Raw genomic sequence first — 17,690 nt, 5'->3', positions numbered from 1 at the left:
ATTTAGCCTAGCTAAACCGGGTGAAGAACACCACCTGGCTCTACACTAATCTATAGACAAAGACCCTCTGCTAGCCACTGTTACCCCGTCATTGGAGACCCCATGCGCCGCCTGAGCACCCTTCTCGTCCCCCTTCTATTGGGTCTTACCGCCTGCGGGGGAGTAGCAACCTCCCCACAGAGGCAGGACGCTGAGGTACAGCTCTTTGCAGCGGCCTCCTTGGGGGCTGTGGGCGATGAGCTCATAGCGGCCTATCGTCAAGAAAACCCGCAGGTCTCTATCACTGCCACCTACGCAGGGTCATCCCAGCTGGTTACGCAGATGGTCGAAGGCGCTACCCCCGACCTGCTGATTACAGCCGATAGCACCACCATGAACCAGGCTCTTGAAAAGGTTGAAGAGCTCGCTGCTGCGACCCCTGAGACTATTGCCACCAACGCCCTGGTGCTGGCAACTGCTCCAGGTAACCCTGCCGCCATTGATAGCGTTGATGACCTGGCCTCACCCGGCGTCCTAACCGCTATCTGCGCCGAGCAGGTGCCCTGCGGACGCCTGGCCCACCAGGAACTTAGCCGCCAGGGCGTAGAGCTAGCCACCTCCACCGAAGAAGCTAACGTCTCGGCAGTTTCCACCAAGGTAGCCACCGGCCAGGTGGATGCCGGCTTCATCTACTCCACCGACGCCACCGCTATCTCAGCCAGCGACGATATCACCGTCATCGACCTGCCCGACTTAGAACGCAACGCCTACCCCCTAGCTCTTACCGGCAGCGGTCAAGGTAAGGAAAGCGCCCAAAACTTTGCGAACTGGCTGACGACCTCAGATGCCGCCGCCCAGATTCTTGCCGACTACGGCTTCGAACCTGCCTAAACTAGAACCATGAGCACCCCCGGTTCCGCACCCCCACCGCCAAGAGTGCGGGTTAGTCCCTTTACCTCCGTCCCCGTGCACGCTGTGCTCCCCACCCTGCTCACCCTGGCACTCATCGCGGGTCCCCTACTGTCTCTCCTGGTCCGTACGCCCTGGGGGAGTCTGCCCCAGCTGCTGGCAGAACCAGCTGCCCTGGCTGCCGTCCGGCTCTCGGTGCTCACCGCTCTAGCTGCTACCGCTGTATCAGCCCTGCTGGGCACCCCTACAGCCCTAGTGCTGGCCACGGTTCTCGAGCAGTCTCGCGCTCGCCGCCTGAGCTGGACCCTCTACGGGTTGATCTACACCCCCATCATCTTCTCCCCGGTGGTCTCTGGTCTGGCCCTGCTCTTTTTCTGGGGCAGGCGAGGGCTGCTCGGCTCCTGGCTTGAAACGGCAGGCCTATCGGTGGCCTACACCCCGCTGGCTGTGGTTCTGGCCCAAACCTTTGTGGCCCTGCCCTTCTTTGTGGCCACCCTGGTCACCACCCTGCGGGCCCTGCCGCCAGAATATGCCGAAATAGCCCGGCTTGAGGGGGCCAGCCCCGCGGAGGTCACCGCCCGGGTGCTGCTCCCGCTGGCTACCCCCGGCCTGCTGACGGCAGCCGTCCTGACCTTTGCTCGCGCCCTGGGGGAGTACGGTGCCACCGTCACCTTCGCCGGGAATATTGAGGGTGTGACCCGCACTCTTCCGCTGGCTATTGACCTGGCTTTAAGCTCTAACCGCATGGACGCTGCCCTGGGGGCGGCGCTCATGCTGATCGCCCTCTACCTGGGCCTGCTGGCCGCCGGAGCCTTTGCCCTCTGGCTGGGCCGACTGAAAGGAAACCGCCGAGCATGACACAAGCCCAAGAGACCCTTGACCGGCTGCTCCCCGCGGGGGAGAGTATCGCGCCGGGCGCCTATGCTGCCTGTGTGCGTGAACTGGTCGCTGCTACCGTCACCCCCACCAGTCAGCGGTTACCCCTCCAGCAGGCCGCCGGCCGCCAGCTCGCAGAACCTCTCTACGCCTTGATTCCACAGCCCTCCTTCGCCAACTCCCAGATGGACGGCTACGCCCTGACCAGTAGTGCGGCACAGGGGGAAGCTCGTATCTTTCGGGTGGGGCCCGATATTCCCGCCGGGGCGTCCGTGAGCGGGCTGCCGGTGGCTGATGATGTGGTCTACCCCGTTATGACCGGCGCTCCCGTGCCTGCTGGGTACACCACCGTGGTACCGGTTGAGCGCAGCCGCCCGCTGGGAGGGCAGCCGGACGCCGCCGGTTTCGTGGGCGAGGGCGGGCAGGTTGAGCTACCGCAGGCATCTCCCGGTACCTTTGTGCGCAGCGTGGGGGAGGACGTTGCCGCCGGTCAGCTCCTGGCCGACACCGGTAGCCGTCTGACTCCGGCCCTGCTTGGTGCCCTGGCTGCCCAGGGGATCGGGGAAGTGGAGGTCTACCGCCCTCTGAACCTGCTCATCATTACCGGGGGCGATGAGGTCGCTCCCGCCAGTGCTGCCCCCGCCCCGGGGCAGATATTTGATGCCAATGGGCCGGTACTCACTGCCCTTGCTGAGCAGGACGGTTGCGCCACCGACCACCTGCCCATCGGCGACTCCGTGGAAAACTTTATTGCTGCCCTGACCGGTGCGCTTGCAGAGCGGACGCCCGATGTAATCGTCACCAGCGGAGGTATCAGTCACGGTAAGTATGAGGTGGTTCGTCTGGGTCTGGCGGCCCTGGCTGCCGACCCTGCTGCTCGGGGCACTGCTGCTGGCAGCGCGGTTCGGGTGCTTGCGCACTGGTTTGGTCACGCCACCCAGCAGCCCGGCGGCCCCCAGGGCCTGGCCCTGCTGGGTTTTCCTGCTGGCAGGGTGCTGCCGGTGGTCTGCCTGCCGGGTAATCCGGTCAGTACCCTCATCAGCTACCACTTGCTGCTGCGGCCAGCCCTGGTTCATCTGACGGGTGAAGAACGGAAGGACGCCCGTGGCCAGCTAGTGCTCGAAGCTCCCCTTGCTGCCCCGGAAGGTAAAACCCAGTACCGGCGGGCTCGGCTGACCCGGCAGGTCCAGCCGGACGGGAGCGTCCTGACCCTGCTGGCTCCGAGTGCTGCCACCGGTTCCCACCTGCTGCTGCACGCGGCGCAGGCTGATGCTCTGGTTGAGCTTGAGCCCGGTCAAACCTATCGCGGCAGCGAGCTGGTGCGGTATATTCCCCTGTAGATGCACCAAAAGTTACCCCGCCTGCAAATCACGTATAGTAAATACTGATTAATTTTGTGTTGAGAGGCTAAGCCAAGAACCATGACCGCCCCCACCCCCACAGACCAGCTCACCCACGTGCGCGCCGACGGCAGCGCCCACATGGTCGATGTCACCGAGAAAAACGAAACCACCCGCACCGCCGTGGCTGAGGGCTATATCGTTACCCGGGCAGACGTCATTGAAAAAATCTTTGACGCCGACCTGCCCAAGGGGGACGCTCTGCCCGTCGCCCGCGTCGCCGGCATCATGGCAGCCAAGAAAACCCCCGACATCATCCCGCTCTGCCACCCCCTTCCCCTGGGCAAAATCACCATCGACTTCGAACGCCACCCCGACCGCGTCCGCATCGAAGCCCTGGTCAAAACCCGCGGCGTCACCGGCGTAGAAATGGAAGCCCTCAGCGCGGTCTCCGGCGCAGCCCTCACCGTCTATGACATGATCAAGGCCGTCGATAAGCAGGCCACCATCACCGGCCTGCGGGTTCTGGAAAAAACCGGCGGAAAATCCGGCGACTGGAAGGTGGAGCAGTGAGCAGCAGCTACACCCTGCCCGAGAACCGCACCGGCCTAGTGATCGTGGCCTCTACCCGGGCCGCCCGCGGAATCTACGAAGACAAGTCTGGCCCTCTGGCCGTAGCCTGGCTGCGCGACCAGGGCTTCGACACCCCTGACGCGGTCGTCGTAGCGGACGCCGACGTCCCCGCCTACATCGACCGGCTAGTCGCTGCCGGTAACCTACCCACCTTCATCCTGACCAGCGGCGGCACCGGCCTCAACTCAGACGACACAACCGTCGAAGCCGTGCGCCCCCACCTCACCAAAGAAGTCCCCGGCATCATGCACGCCTTCTGGAATCAGGGTCTCAAAAACACCCCCGCCGCCGTCCTTTCCCGCGGAATCGCAGGCGTCATCGGCACCAGCTTCATCATGACCCTGCCCGGCTCCACCGGCGGAGTCAAAGACGGCTGTGCCGTGCTCGAACCCCTCGTTACCCACATCTGCCGCCAGCTAGAGGACTACCATGACCACTAACCACCCAGACCCCACAGGAGCCAACCCCTACGCCGGGCGTCCGCTCGAACCGGTTGACTCCACAGTCGTTCACGCCTCCATTACCGAAGACCCCCTCGAACCGCTCCTGGCAGGAGCTAAAGAAGCGACCATGACCCGCGCCATGGGTGCCCTGGTCGTCTTCGACGGTATCGTGCGCGACCACGACCACGGGGAGCCTGTAGCGGCCCTTGCCTACAGCGCCCACCCCCAGGCAACCGACTACCTGGAGCGCGTCCTGCACTCGGTGGCAGAAGAAATCCCCGGCGTGCGTCTGTGGGCAGCCCACCGCATCGGCCCCATCCCCATCGGCGAATCCGCCCTCACTGTCCTTGCGGCAGCAGCCCACCGCGGTACCGCCTTCACCGCCTGCTCCCTGGCAGCTGACCGCATCAAAGCAGAAGTGCCCATCTGGAAAGAACAAGAACTCACCGACGGCAGCGTGCAGTGGGTAGGAATCGATACGCCTACCGGCTAGAAGCATAGAAGATGCAGATGCTGCTGGGGCAGGTCTTGCGTTCCGAGCCCGCTGGCTCGGGGCTGGCGTGAATTGGGGCGAGCGCCCCAGCGCGAGCCCCAAGAGGGTCTGCGGGCGAGAATGCGAGACCTGCCCAGCGGGAAGAGCCCGCTTCACTCTAGAGAAAGACCTACCATGACCTCTGAACTAACCTCGCTGGCCTACCAGCTCTACGGGCGGCAGATGATTCTGCCGGAGATGGGGCAGGCTGGTCAGGAAAAGCTGAACACTGCAACGGTTGCGGTGATCGGGGCAGGCGGCCTGGGGTCCCCGGCCCTGCTCTACCTAGCCGGGGCGGGCGTCGGTCGTATTCTCATCATCGACGATGATGCGGTAGAAACCTCTAACCTGCACCGTCAGGTCATCCACTCCTATGCCCGGGTGGGGTCCTCCAAAGCTGACTCAGCCGCCCAAACCCTACGCGAACTCAACCCCCTGATTAGGGTCGAAGCAGTCAAGGAACGTCTGACCGACGCTAATGCGGCAGAGCTACTAGCCGGGGTGGATGTGCTGGTCGATGGTTCCGATAATTTCCCCACCCGCTACACCGCCTCCCGCGCTGCTGCCGCCCTGGGTATTCCCCATGTGTGGGGTGCCATTCTCGGGTTTGACGCCCAGATGAGCGTCTTCTGGGCGGGTCATGGGCCGGTCTACGAGGACCTGTACCCGCTCGAACCAGCCCCCGGTTCGGTGCCTAACTGCGCTACCGCAGGGGTGATTGGTGCCTTGGCTGGGGTCGTTGGAACCGCAATGGCCCTGGAAGTTATTAAGCTGCTGGCCGGTATTGGGCAGCCGCTGATGGGCGAGGTGGGCTACTATACCGGTCTGACCGGCCGCTGGGAGTACATCCCCCTGCTTGCCTCTACCCCCCGCGCCGCTTCTGGTTCGGGCACCGACCCGAGCGCCCGCACTGCGGGTTCCGGTGCGGACGCCGGTGGGCAGGTAGCGGGGGAGGAGCAGGCCCCTGCGCCCCTGCGTCCGCCTGCTGCCGACTGGGAACCTGCTACCGCGGAACCTGACCAGTACGGTATGGAAGTTACCTGGGCTGATATTGCCAGCTCACCCTACTTTGAGGGGGTTCCCCTCATTGATGTGCGAGAGCCCCACGAGCACGCAGCGCTGGCTGTTCCGGGTAGCTTCAACCTACCCCTGTCGCTGATTGAGGCCGCATCCACCGATCTGGATCTAGGGTCGGCCATTGACACGATCCTGCCCAGCCACCAGGGGCGCTATGCCCTCTACTGTGCGGCGGGGGTGCGCTCGCTCAAGGCGCTGAAGCTGCTCACCGATGCTGGTTTCAGTGATCTCTACAGCGTGGAAGGCGGGATTGACTCCTGGCTGACAAGCCAGGGGTAGGGCTTCTGAGCGGATGGTTTAAAGCCCTATCGCCGCTGAATATGTGCATGCCTGATGCTTAATTAGCGAAGATTTTTATTCGGTATTTATTGTGCGAATTATTGGGTAAACTGGTGCCCATGACACAGCAGGCATCACACACACCTGGGCCCGACGGGCCGCTCACTGACAAGCTCATCAAATTTGGCAAATTCTTCACCAAGTGGGACGAAACCGACGACGGCCGCGCAGCCTTCCTCAAGGGTGGTCGCGCAGGCGATGTTTTCTACCGCAACCGCTGGAGCCATGACAAGGTCGTCCGCTCCACCCACGGCGTTAACTGCACCGGCTCCTGCTCCTGGCAGGTCTTCGTCAAAGACGGCGTGATCACCTGGGAGGCTCAGGCCACTGACTATCCCACCGTCGGCCCCGACCGCCCCGAATACGAACCCCGCGGCTGCCCCCGCGGCGCTGCCTTCTCCTGGTACACCTACTCACCCACCCGCGTGAAGTACCCCTACATCCGCGGTGTGTTGCTGGAGATGTACCGCGAAGCCCGTGCCCGCCTGGGCGACCCCGTCGAAGCCTGGGCCTCGATTGTCTCTGACCCCGAAAAGCGTTCCCGCTACCTGAGCGCCCGCGGTAAGGGCGGCCTGGTACGCGGCTCCTGGGCAGAAGCCCTGGAAATGGTGGTCGCAGCCCAGATTCACACCATCAAGACCTACGGGCCCGACCGCAACATCGGCTTCTCGCCCATTCCTGCCAAGTCCATGGTCTCCCACGCTTCGGGTGCTCGCTACATCGAGCTCATCGGCGGCGTGATGACCTCCTTCTACGACTGGTACGCCGACCTGCCGGTGGCCTCACCCCAGGTCTTCGGCGACCAGACCGACGTGCGTGAATCCGGTGACTGGTGGGATGCCACCTACCTGATGATGTGGGGCTCCAACATCCCGGTCACCCGCACCCCCGACGCCCACTGGATGGCCGAGGTACGCTACCGCGGCACCAAGGTTGTCTCCGTCTCGCCCGACTACGCCGATAACACCAAGTTCGCCGACGAGTGGCTACCCGCCCAGGCTGGCACCGACGCCGCCCTTGCTATGGCTATGGGGCACGTGATCCTCAAGGAGAACTTTGTCGACCGCCGCGTTGAGTTCTTCGAGAACTACGTGAGCACCTACACCGACTTCCCCTTCCTGGTCACCCTAGAGACCCGCGAGGACGGGGTGACGGTTCCGGCTAAGTTCCTCACCGCCGCCAACCTTGCCGAGCACGCCCAGGTGCCCGATGCGTCCTTCAAGACCGCCCTGCTCAACCGCGAAACCGGTGAGGTTGTGGTACCCAACGGTTCACTGGGTTACCGCTACAACGCAGAGGACGAAGGCAAGTGGAACCTGGACTTACAGGGGGTCAAGCCCGCCCTGTCCATCCTTGATCTGCCGACCGGCGCCGAGCGCGCCGTCGAGATCCAGATGCCCGCCTTCGACGAGCCCTCGGGCCGCGGCAAGATTATTACCCGTGGCGTACCCACCATCACCGTCGAGGGCAAGACTGTCACCACCGTCTTTGACCTTATGCTGGCTCAGTACGGCATTGGCCGCCCCGGTCTACCCGGTACCTGGGCCACCGGGTTTGAGGACGCCGACACCCAGTACACCCCGGCCTGGCAGGAAGCCATTACCTCCGTACCCGCCGATGCTGTGATTCGCACCGCCCGCGAATTCGCCCAGAACTCCATCGATTCGGGTGGCCGCACCATGATTATCATGGGTGCCGGTATCTGCCAGTGGTACCACGGTGACACCACCTACCGCGCGATTCTAGCCCTGCTCATGATGTGCGGCGCTGAAGGCCGCAACGGCGGCGGCTGGGCCCACTACGTCGGCCAGGAAAAGGCTCGCCCCATCACCGGCTGGTCCCACATGGCCAACGCCCTGGACTGGATTCGCCCGCCGCGTACCCAGGCAGGCACCGCCTTCTGGTACATGCACACCGACCAGTTCCGCTCCGACGGACGTACCACCGACTCCCTGCAGTCACCCCTAGCCAAGGGGGATTTGCGCGGGGTTCACACCGCGGACGTCCTAGCCCGCTCCGTACGCATGGGCTGGATGCCCTTCTACCCCCAGTTCCCCGAGAACTCCCTGGACCTGGCGGACGCCGGTGCCGCAGCGGTTGCCGCAGGCACCGCAGAGTCCCCGGCAGACTACGTTGCCCAGCGCCTTAACTCTGGCGACCTGGACTTCTCGGTGGAGGACGTCGATAACCCGGTCAACTGGCCCCGCACCCTGGTGCTGTGGCGCAACAACCTGCTGGGCTCGTCCGCCAAGGGCGAGGAATACTTCCTCAAGCACCTGCTGGGCACCCACAACTCGGTCATGGGTAAGGACGCCGAGGATTTCAAGCCCGCCGAGGTCAAGTGGGCCCAGAATGCGCCCGAAGGCAAGCTGGACCTGCTGGTGACCACCGACTATCGCATGACGTCCTCAACCCTGCTGTCGGACATCGTCTTCCCCGCCGCTACCTGGTATGAGAAGCACGATATCTCTTCCACCGACATGCACCCCTACATTCACGCCTTCTCCCCGGCCATTAACCCGCCCTGGGAGACCAAGACCGACCACCAGGTCTTCAAGGAACTGGCCTACCTGTTCTCCAAGTGGGCAGCCAAGCATCTGGGCAAGCGCAGCGACCTGGTATCCGTGCCCCTGCAGCACGATACCCCCGGTCAGCTGGCCCAGCCCGGCGGCCATGCACCTGACTGGAAGAACCAGGGCATCAAGGGCATTCCGGGCAAGAACATGCCCATCTTCACCGTGGTGGAGCGCGACTACCCGGCTATCTACGACATGTACACCTCGGTCGGCCCCCTGCTCTCCAAGCTGGGAACCACCACCAAGTTTGTGACCGTGGACGTCAACGAGCAGCTGGCCCAGCTGGCTGAGGAACACGGCGTCATGGGTAGCGGTAAGGGCGCTGGCCTGCCGGCTCTCGACACCGATATCAAACTGGCCGACACCATCCTGGCTCTTTCGGGTACCTCCAACGGCCCCGTGGCCCTCAAGGGCTTCAAGGCCTTGGAAAAGCGGGTGGGCAAAAAGATGCACCACCTTGCTGAGGGTAACGAAGAAAAGCGCATTAAGTTCCGCGATACCCAGGACCGGCCCTGCCCCGTCTTTACCTCACCGGAATGGTCAGGCTCAGAGACCGGTGGACGCCGCTACGCCCCCTTCACCCTCAACATCGAACAGCTCAAGCCCTTCCACACCCTCACCGGTCGTATGCACTTCTTCCTAGACCACGACTGGATGAGCGAGATGGGCGAGCAGCTGCCGGTCTACCGCCCGCCGCTGGATATGCACAACCTCTTCGGTGAACCTGAAATTGGTGAGACCGGCGACCTGTCGGTAGCTGTACGCTACGTGACGGTGCACAACAAGTGGGCTATCCACTCCTCCTACCACGACAACCTCTACATGCAGACCCTCTCCCGCGGTGGCACCCATGCCTGGATGAGCCCTCAGGACGCTGCCAAAATCGGGGTCAAGGACCACGACTGGATTGAGTGTGAGAACGCCAACGGCGTCTTCGTGGGTCGCGCGGTGGTCTCCCACCGTATGCCCGAAGGTGTGGTCTACGTGCACCACGCCCAGGAGCGCCTGGTCAACATTCCTAAGTCAGAGGTCTCGGGCAAGCGAGGCGGCATTCACAACTCCGTCACCCGCATCATGGTCAAACCCACCCACCTGATCGGTGGCTACGCCCACCAGGCCTACGCCTTCAACTACCTGGGACCCACCGGTAACCAGCGAGATATCGTTTCAAGAATTCGCCGCCGCAAGCAGGAGGTAACCTACTAATGCGCGTCATGGCACAAGTTTCAATGATCATGGCCCTCGACAAGTGCCTGGGCTGCCACACCTGCTCCGTCACCTGTAAGCAGGCCTGGACCAACCGAGCCGGTACCGAATACGTCTGGTTCAACAACGTCGAGACCCGCCCCGGCCAGGGCTACCCCCGCCGCTACGAAGACCAGGAAAAGTGGAAGGGCGGCTGGGTGCTGAACAAGCGCGGACGCCTGGAGCTCAAGAGCGGTAACCGCTTCAAGAAACTCTTTACCCTCTTCGCCTCCCCGGTTCAGCCCGAACTCTCGGACTACTACGAACCCTGGACCTACGACTACGAGAACCTCACCAACGCGCCCCTAGGCGATGACTTTCCCACCGCGCGTCCTAAATCTCTGATTACCGGTGAGGACACCTCCATCGAATGGGGCCCCAACTGGGACGACAACCTGGGCGGTGCCCACGAGTCCGGCCACCTGGACCCTCTGGTTGAAAAGGTGCGTCAGCAGTCAGAAGAGAAGATAAAGTTCGAGTTCGAACGCACCTTCATGTTCTACCTGCCCCGTATCTGCGAGCACTGCCTCAACCCCTCCTGCATGGCATCCTGCCCCTCCGGCGCTATCTACAAGCGCGAAGAGGACGGCATCGTGCTGGTCGACCAGAATCAGTGCCGCGGCTGGCGCCAGTGCATCACCGGCTGCCCCTACAAGAAGATTTACTTCAACCACAAGAGCGGCAAGGCCGAAAAATGTACCTTCTGCTACCCCCGCATCGAGCACGGTATTCCTACCGTCTGCGCCGAAACCTGCGTGGGCCGCATGCGCTACATCGGTATCTTCCTCTACGACGCCGACCGCGTGACCGAAGCCGCCTCTGTACCCGATGAAAAGCAGCTCTACCAGGCCCAGCTCGACATCATGCTTGACCCCTTTGACCCCGAGGTCATTCGTGAGGCAACCAAGCAGGGCATCCCCGACTCCTGGATTACAGCAGCCCAGAAGTCACCGGTCTACAAGCTGGCCAAGGAGTGGAAGATCGCCCTTCCCCTGCACCCCGAATACCGCACCATGCCCATGGTCTGGTACGTACCGCCGCTCTCACCCATCATCGACCTGCTCAAGGAACAGGGCCACGACGCAGAGTCCCAGGCCAACCTCTTCGGAGCCATCGACTCCCTGCGTATCCCCGTCGAATACCTTGCCGAGCTCTTCACCGCAGGTGACACCACCATCGTGGTCAATGTGCTCAAAAAGCTAGCCGCCATGCGCGCCTACATGCGAGACATTACCCTCGGCGGCGTCGGCAACGAAGAGATCGCCCACGAAGTCGGCATGACCGGCGCAGAAATGTACGAGATGTACCGCCTCATGGCTATCTCCAAGTACGAAGAACGCTACGTCATTCCTCCGGCCCACCTGGAGGACGCCCACAACCTCGAAGAAATCGGCTGCTCCCTCGACACCGACGGCGGCCCCGGCATGCTCTACGACGGAGCCTTCACCGACCCCGGCGATCGCCCCGTGCCTGTCTCCGCAGGTTCCTACGCTAACGCCGCCCGCGCCGACGGCAAGGTCGATATCTTCATGTGGGACGGCAAAACCCGCCCCGACTCCCTATTCCCCGATACTTCCGGAAGCAAGAAGGTCTAGCCGTGGCAGGATTCTTCTCCAAACTCCTCAAACGCAACGCGGCGGAGGTGGAACCACCCACCCCGCCCTCGGGCGACCCCTTCGACATGGACTGGGGGAGCGGGCACCCCACCGACGCCGTGGTCTACCAGCTCACCAGCGTCCTCATGCGCTACCCCAGCGAAGAAACCCGCGCCCTGCTGCCCGAACTCACTGCGCTTGCCCAAGAAACCGGCAATGACTACTTAATGCGCGGTGTAGCCCGCATCAAGACCTGGTACGAGGCAACCGAGCTTGACGCCATGCAGGCTGAATATGTGCAGGAATACGACCTGTCGCGTCGCCACGCTTTCCACCTGTCCTACTGGACCGAGGGAGACACCCGCCGCCGCGGCGAGGCCCTGGCCCGTTTCAAGCAGATGTACCGCGACTCCGGCATGGTCACTACCCTGCACGGGGAACTGCCGGACTACCTGCCCATGGTTCTCGAGTTCACCGCCCTGGTGGACGCCCGGGCCGGACGGGCAGCGCTTCAGGCCTACCGGCCCTCTCTGGAACTTCTTCGCCTGGCCCTGCGCGATGACAACCTGCCCTACTATGAGCTGATTGAGGCGGTCTGCCAGACCCTGCCCGGAGTTTCCCCAGAAACTCAGGCGGACGTGCAAAAACTGGTCACCGCAGGCCCGCCCGCAGAAGCTGTCGGCCTGGCCCTGGCCCCCGGCGACCCCCGCCTGCTACCCCTTTTGCTGCCCCACGAACAGACACCCGGCGCCACCATCGGTGCCGACCATAAGAACGGAGCCACCCTGTGACCGGCACAGTTAACGCCCTCGACTTCTTCCTCTGGGGCATCTTCCCCTACATCACCCTCGCCATCGTCATCGGCGGTACTCTCTGGCGCTACAAGACCGACCAGTTTGGCTGGACCACCCGCTCCTCCCAGATGTACGAGTCCAAGCTGCTGCGGATTGCCTCCCCCATGTTCCACTACGGCATCCTGGTCGTGCTCGTGGGCCACATCGTGGGTCTGGTAATCCCCAAGTCCTGGACTGACGCGGTTGGCATCTCCGAGCACTTCTACCACATCAACGCCCTGGTGCTGGGCTCCATTGCAGCGGTTGCTACCCTGATCGGCCTCTTCGCCATGATTTACCGCCGCCGCACCTCGGCCACCGTCTTCCGCGCCACCACCTGGAACGACAAGATGATGTATGTAGCCCTGACCAGCGCCATCGTCCTTGGCTCAGTTGCCACCCTCTTCAACGCCATGGAAATCGAAGGCGAACACAACTACCGTGAAACCGTCTCGGTCTGGTTCCGCTCCCTCTTCTACTTCCAGCCCAACGTCGAGGCCATGGCCAGCGCTACCACCTCCTTCCACATCCACGTGATTGTGGCCATGATTCTCTTCTGCCTCTGGCCCTTCACCCGCCTGGTGCACGCCTTCACCGCACCCCTGCACTATATCTTCCGGCCCTACATCGTCTACCGCTCCCGCGGCAAGCGCAACCACGCCCGCGGCTGGTCACCGGTCGGCACCGCAGATTCCGTGAATAAGGACGCCCGCACAGTCGAGCGCCAGCACCACCACCACTAAGGAAAACACCATGTCTACTACAGCAGCGCCTGCGAAAGATCCGCAGCTTGCTGGCCAGTTCAAGTACGTCATTATGGCGGCCCTGGCCTCCATGATTGGCTTCTGGGGCTGGACCATGATTGGCCCCCTGGCCAAGTACTACACCGAAACCTACGGCCTGACCGAGGGGCAGCGATCCCTGCTCATTGCTACCCCGGTGATCGTTGGGTCCCTTGCCCGTATTCCGGTGGGTGCACTGACCGACCGCTTCGGTGGGCGCATTATGTTCACCATCATGCTGACCCTTACCGGGTCCATGGTGCTCGTTACCGGCCTGGTGGGGCAGATGGGTAACTTCTCCCTGCTGCTGGTGGCAGCCTTCTTCCTGGGTATTGGTGGCTCCATCTTCGCGGTGGGTATTCCCTTTGCCGCTGCCTGGTTTGAGCCCCACCGCAAGGGCCTAGCCACCGGTATTTTCGGCATGGGCATGGTTGGTACCGCCTGCGCCGCCTTCTTCAACCCCCGTATGCTGGCTGCTTTTGGCTACTTTCCCACCCACGTCATTATGAGCTGCGCAGCCCTGACCTACGCCGTCATTGTCTGGCTCTTCATCCGTGACTCACCCGTCATGAAGGCCCGTACCCCCGAGCCTGTTCTGCCCAAGATTCTGGCGGTGTCCAAGAAACTGGTGACCTGGCAGCTCTGCTTCATCTACGCCGTGGTTTTCGGTGCCTTCGTGGCTTTCTCCAACTTCCTGTCAACCTACATGCAGAACATTTACGGCTATGAGGCCGTTGCCGGTGGTACCTTCGCTGCCATGTTCGCAGCCTGTGCCGTGCTGGCTCGCCCCTTCGGCGGCGTCGCAGCCGATAAGTTCGGCGGCAAGCTCACCACCCTCATCGTTTTTGTTGCTATGACCGTGCTGGCTGTCTGCATCGCCTTCGAGCCCGAGAGCACCGCTGTGAACACCCTGCTTCACGTGGTCATGGCCCTCTTCGTGGGTTTCGGTACCGGCACCATCTACGGCTGGCTGGGCAAGGTCGTTCGCCCGCAGGACACCGGCACCGTATCGGGCCTGGTCTCGGCAGCCGGTGGTCTGGGCGGCTACTTCCCGCCCCTGATTATGGGCGCTGCCTACACCGCTTTCGGCAACTACTTCTGGGGCGTTCTGGCCCTTGGCGCGACCTGCGTCATCTCCATTGTGGTTTCCCTCTGGATGGCTTCAGATAAGAAGCCTGCCCGCGCCGCCTAAGCTCGGCTTGGCACTCCCCGTTCAGGGAGATTTCCGGACGCCCGCGCCCCGCTTTCCTGCCTTTGGGCAGGGGCGGGGCGCGGTTGCGTCCGCCCCCCCGTAAAATCGACTTCTCCACCCCAAAAGTCCCTCATGTGGTGCTTTGGGTGTAAGGTGTGGCACAATAAGGGTTGTTACAACTAAAACGCCGTTACAACTGGTGCGGGAGAGACCGTACATGCTCGAGGTTGAGGGACCACGGGCACCGGCGCCGAAGGAGCAAACCCTCCCCGGGAAACTCTCAGGCACATGTACCGCTCAGTTAGGCAACTCTGGAGAGGGGCGTCAAACCCCCACCGAAGGGGCAAAATTCGCGCCCGCTACCAAGCGTGATGGGTAGCTGCGAACCAAAACTCTCAGGTTTTAACAGAGCGGGGAGGGCACCACCACAGGGCACCCCTGTGGGCAGGTTTACCCTCTACCCCTGGAGAGTCACCATGTCATTTATCGACCGCCACCTTGGCCCCCGCTCAAACGACCAAGAAACCATGCTCTCGGTGCTGGGCTATGACAGCCTTGGCGCCCTCATCAACGAGGTCATCCCTTCCAATATTCGTCTAGAGGGCGACCTCAACCTGCCCGCCCCCCTGACCGAGCTTGAGGCCCAGAACAAGATTGCCTCCTACGCCGCCCTCAACCAGGTCAAGCACCAGATGATCGGTGCCGGCTACTACGATGCCATTACCCCGGCTGTGATTCGCCGCAATATTCTTGAAAACCCGGGCTGGTACACCTCCTACACCCCCTATCAGCCCGAAATCTCCCAGGGTCGTCTCGAAGCACTACTAAACTTCCAGAACACCGTGATGGAACTGACCGGCCTGCCCATCGCTAACGCCTCCCTGCTCGATGAGGCAACCGCCGTCGCTGAGGCCGCCGTCATGATGCACCGGGCCAACCGCAAGGTCAAGAACGGCTTCTTCGCTATTGACTCCCGTGCCCTGCCCCAGACCCTCTCGGTTGTCCGCGGCCGCGCTGAAGCCCTGGGCATTCCTTTTGTGATTACCGACTTTGCCGATGGCCTGCCCGAGGGCGACCTTTACGGCGTCATTATCTCCAACCCCGGCCACGATGGCGAAGTGCGCGACATTGAGCCGCTCATCAAGGCTGCCAAGGACCGCGGCGCCCTGGTCACCGTCATTGCTGATCTGCTGGCCCAGACCCTGCTGACTGCCCCCGGCCACCAGGGCGCTGACATCGCTGTTGGCTCCTCCCAGCGCTTTGGCCTGCCCTTCTGGTACGGCGGCCCGCATGCAGCTTTCATGGCTGTCTCTAAGGGCATGGAACGTAACCTGCCCGGCCGTCTGGTGGGTGTTTCCCAGGACGCCTTCGGCAAGCCCGCCTACCGCCTGGCCCTGCAGACCCGCGAGCAGCATATCCGCCGCGAAAAGGCCACCTCAAACATTTGTACCGCCCAGGCCCTGCTGGCTATCGCCGCCGGTGCCTACGCCGTCTACCACGGCCCTGAGGGCCTGCGGGCTATCGCTAACCGCCTGCACGATAATGCCGCCCGTATCGCCGCCGCTGGTACCGCTGCCGGCCTGAAGCTGGTCCACGAGACCTTCTTCGACACCGTTGCCTTCGAGGCCGAAGGACGCGCCGACGAGCTGGTCGCCAAGGCCCTGGACGCCGGTATCAACGTCCGTAAAATCTCAGCAGATCGTATCTCCATCTCCGTGGGCGAGTCCCACACCGATGAGGTCCTGGAAGCCCTGGCAGCTGCCCTGGGCGGTGAACTGGGGGAGACCGATGCCTACGAGCTGCCCGAGGCTCTGCTACGCACCGACGACTACATGACCCACCCGGTCTTCCACCTCTACCGCTCTGAGACCTCCATGATGCGCTACCTGCGCTCCCTCTCAGACAAGGACCTGGCCCTGGACCGCACCATGATTCCCCTGGGCTCTTGCACCATGAAGCTGAACGCAGCAGCCGAGATGGAACCCATCTCCTGGCCCGAGTTCGCCTCCATCCACCCCAACGTGCCTGCCGACCAGGCTGCCGGCTGGAAGGCCCTGATTGATGAGCTCTCAGCCTGGCTGGTGGAAATTACCGGCTACGACGCTATCTCCCTGCAGCCCAACTCCGGTGCGTCCGGCGAGTACGCTGGCCTGCGTGCTATCCGCGCCTACCACGAGGCTAACGGCGATACCCAGCGCACCGTCGTCCTGATCCCCATGAGCGCCCACGGCACCAACGCCGCCTCCGCCGCCCTGGCAGGTTTGTCCGTCGCCGGTGTGGCAACCGCCCCCGACGGCTCCATCGATGTTGAAGACCTCAAGGCCAAGATCGAAAAGTACGGTGACACCATCGCCGGCATCATGATCACCTACCCCTCCACCCACGGTGTCTTTGAGGAGCAGGTTGTTGAGGTCTGCCAGCTGGTGCATGACGCCGGTGGCCAGGTTTACGTAGACGGCGCCAACCTCAACGCCCAGATGGGTCTGGCCCAGCCCGGCAAGTTCGGTGGCGACGTCTCCCACCTGAACCTGCACAAGACCTTCGCCATCCCCCACGGCGGTGGTGGCCCCGGCGTCGGCCCTGTTGCTGTCGGTGCCCACCTTGAGAAGTACCTGCCCGGTAACGGCTTTGAAGCGGATGCCGAAGGCAAGCTGGTAGATGCGCCCCTGCCCATCTCCCAGGCTATGTTTGGTTCAGCCGGTGTGCTCCCCATCTCCTGGATGTACATCGCCATGACCGGCGCTGAGGGCCTGCGAGCTTCTTCCGAAACCGCCATTCTCTCGGCCAACTACATCGCCAAGAAGCTGGGCTCCCTGTACCCCGTGCTCTACGCGGGTGAGACCGGCCTGGTGGCCCACGAGTGCATCCTAGATCTGCGCGAGCTGACCGCCGCGTCCGGCATCACTGCCGAGGACGTCTGCAAGCGCCTCATGGACTACGGCTTCCACGCCCCCACCCTGGCCTTCCCCGTGCCCGGCACCCTCATGGTCGAGCCCACCGAATCAGAGTCCTTAGCTGAGCTGGATCGCTTCATTGAGGCCATGACCCAGATCCACGCTGAGATTCAGGAAGTCATCGACGGTAAGGTCAGCGCCGAGGAGTCTGTGCTGCGCAACGCCCCGCACACCGCCGAGGTTGTCACCGCCGACGAATGGACCCGCCCCTACCCCCGTTCGCAGGCCGCCTACCCCGTGCACGAGCTGCGCCTGAATAAGTACTTCACCCCCGTTGGCCGCATCGACGGTGCCGGCGGCGACCGTAACTTTGTCTGCGAATGCCCGCCCATGGAAGCCTTCGACATCGAAGTCCACAGCGCTTAAGGCTAGAAAGGTTTACCCC

At 63.0% G+C, this 17,690-nt stretch carries 13 protein-coding genes and 2 riboswitches; all 13 genes read left to right on the top strand.

Annotated features, from left to right (window positions below; all coding sequences use genetic code 11):
* Nucleotides 1-102: 102 nt before the first annotated feature.
* The 13 genes from modA (at nucleotide 103) to gcvP (ending at nucleotide 17,671) form a co-directional block, all read left to right on the top strand.
* Complete coding sequence (gene modA, locus L6758_RS04865) at nucleotides 103-870, top strand: molybdate ABC transporter substrate-binding protein (protein WP_237194745.1); 768 nt, start codon at nucleotides 103-105, stop codon at nucleotides 868-870.
* Between the two features lie 9 nt (nucleotides 871-879).
* Nucleotides 880-1,746 carry an ABC transporter permease gene (locus L6758_RS04860; RefSeq protein ID WP_237204758.1) on the top strand — a complete coding sequence of 289 codons (867 nt, stop codon included), beginning with the start codon at nucleotides 880-882 and terminating at the stop codon, nucleotides 1,744-1,746.
* A complete protein-coding gene (locus tag L6758_RS04855; protein WP_237204759.1) occupies nucleotides 1,743-3,104 on the top strand; it encodes a molybdopterin molybdotransferase MoeA in 1,362 nt (453 codons plus the stop codon). Before L6758_RS04860 ends, L6758_RS04855 begins: the two co-directional genes overlap by 4 nt.
* Before the next feature lie 81 nt (nucleotides 3,105-3,185).
* Nucleotides 3,186-3,677, top strand: coding sequence for a cyclic pyranopterin monophosphate synthase MoaC (gene moaC, locus L6758_RS04850; protein ID WP_237204760.1), 492 nt, complete (start codon nucleotides 3,186-3,188; stop codon nucleotides 3,675-3,677).
* Complete coding sequence (locus L6758_RS04845) at nucleotides 3,674-4,177, top strand: MogA/MoaB family molybdenum cofactor biosynthesis protein (RefSeq protein ID WP_237204761.1); 504 nt, start codon at nucleotides 3,674-3,676, stop codon at nucleotides 4,175-4,177. The genes moaC and L6758_RS04845 overlap by 4 nt, the downstream gene beginning before the upstream one ends.
* Nucleotides 4,167-4,673 carry a molybdenum cofactor biosynthesis protein MoaE gene (locus tag L6758_RS04840; RefSeq protein WP_237204762.1) on the top strand — a complete coding sequence of 169 codons (507 nt, stop codon included), beginning with the start codon at nucleotides 4,167-4,169 and terminating at the stop codon, nucleotides 4,671-4,673. The genes L6758_RS04845 and L6758_RS04840 overlap by 11 nt, the downstream gene beginning before the upstream one ends.
* A gap of 174 nt (nucleotides 4,674-4,847) precedes the next feature.
* Nucleotides 4,848-6,068: a ThiF family adenylyltransferase gene (locus tag L6758_RS04835; protein ID WP_237204763.1), complete on the top strand. Its 1,221-nt coding sequence runs from the start codon at nucleotides 4,848-4,850 to the stop codon at nucleotides 6,066-6,068.
* A 119-nt stretch (nucleotides 6,069-6,187) separates the two neighbouring features.
* A complete protein-coding gene (locus L6758_RS04830; RefSeq protein WP_237204764.1) occupies nucleotides 6,188-9,910 on the top strand; it encodes a nitrate reductase subunit alpha in 3,723 nt (1,240 codons plus the stop codon).
* Nucleotides 9,910-11,544: a nitrate reductase subunit beta gene (gene narH, locus L6758_RS04825; RefSeq protein ID WP_237194736.1), complete on the top strand. Its 1,635-nt coding sequence runs from the start codon at nucleotides 9,910-9,912 to the stop codon at nucleotides 11,542-11,544. The genes L6758_RS04830 and narH overlap by 1 nt, the downstream gene beginning before the upstream one ends.
* 2 nt (nucleotides 11,545-11,546) lie before the next feature.
* A complete protein-coding gene (narJ, locus tag L6758_RS04820) occupies nucleotides 11,547-12,335 on the top strand; it encodes a nitrate reductase molybdenum cofactor assembly chaperone (protein WP_237204765.1) in 789 nt (262 codons plus the stop codon).
* On the top strand, nucleotides 12,332-13,120 hold the full coding sequence (gene narI / locus L6758_RS04815) for a respiratory nitrate reductase subunit gamma (RefSeq protein WP_237204766.1): 789 nt from the start codon (nucleotides 12,332-12,334) through the stop codon (nucleotides 13,118-13,120). Before narJ ends, narI begins: the two co-directional genes overlap by 4 nt.
* A 10-nt stretch (nucleotides 13,121-13,130) precedes the next feature.
* A complete protein-coding gene (locus tag L6758_RS04810) occupies nucleotides 13,131-14,351 on the top strand; it encodes an MFS transporter (protein ID WP_237204767.1) in 1,221 nt (406 codons plus the stop codon).
* 192 nt (nucleotides 14,352-14,543) lie between these two features.
* Nucleotides 14,544-14,657, top strand: a riboswitch (glycine riboswitch).
* A riboswitch (glycine riboswitch) is annotated at nucleotides 14,658-14,770 on the top strand.
* A 57-nt stretch (nucleotides 14,771-14,827) separates the two neighbouring features.
* The gene (gene gcvP / locus L6758_RS04805) at nucleotides 14,828-17,671 is read left to right on the top strand and encodes an aminomethyl-transferring glycine dehydrogenase (protein WP_237204768.1); all 2,844 of its coding nucleotides are present in this window, start codon (nucleotides 14,828-14,830) and stop codon (nucleotides 17,669-17,671) included.
* Nucleotides 17,672-17,690: the final 19 nt, after the last annotated feature.

The organism is Rothia nasimurium (assembly GCF_928382285.1).
GTDB classification, from domain to species: Bacteria; Actinomycetota; Actinomycetes; order Actinomycetales; family Micrococcaceae; genus Rothia; species Rothia nasimurium_E.
The sequence above is the reverse complement of the archived record's forward strand: the minus strand, read 5'-3'. Positions and strand labels throughout refer to the sequence as shown.

What these genes read in the sequence shown, in the direction of transcription:
- modA (WP_237194745.1), top strand. Translation starts at nt 103, where the DNA reads ATGCGCCGCCTGAGCACCCTTCTCGTCCCCCTTCTATTGGGTCTTACC.
- L6758_RS04860 (WP_237204758.1), top strand. Translation starts at nt 880, where the DNA reads ATGAGCACCCCCGGTTCCGCACCCCCACCGCCAAGAGTGCGGGTTAGT.
- L6758_RS04855 (WP_237204759.1), top strand. Translation starts at nt 1,743, where the DNA reads ATGACACAAGCCCAAGAGACCCTTGACCGGCTGCTCCCCGCGGGGGAG.
- moaC (WP_237204760.1), top strand. Translation starts at nt 3,186, where the DNA reads ATGACCGCCCCCACCCCCACAGACCAGCTCACCCACGTGCGCGCCGAC.
- L6758_RS04840 (WP_237204762.1), top strand. Translation starts at nt 4,167, where the DNA reads ATGACCACTAACCACCCAGACCCCACAGGAGCCAACCCCTACGCCGGG.
- L6758_RS04835 (WP_237204763.1), top strand. Translation starts at nt 4,848, where the DNA reads ATGACCTCTGAACTAACCTCGCTGGCCTACCAGCTCTACGGGCGGCAG.
- L6758_RS04830 (WP_237204764.1), top strand. Translation starts at nt 6,188, where the DNA reads ATGACACAGCAGGCATCACACACACCTGGGCCCGACGGGCCGCTCACT.
- narH (WP_237194736.1), top strand. Translation starts at nt 9,910, where the DNA reads ATGCGCGTCATGGCACAAGTTTCAATGATCATGGCCCTCGACAAGTGC.
- L6758_RS04810 (WP_237204767.1), top strand. Translation starts at nt 13,131, where the DNA reads ATGTCTACTACAGCAGCGCCTGCGAAAGATCCGCAGCTTGCTGGCCAG.
- gcvP (WP_237204768.1), top strand. Translation starts at nt 14,828, where the DNA reads ATGTCATTTATCGACCGCCACCTTGGCCCCCGCTCAAACGACCAAGAA.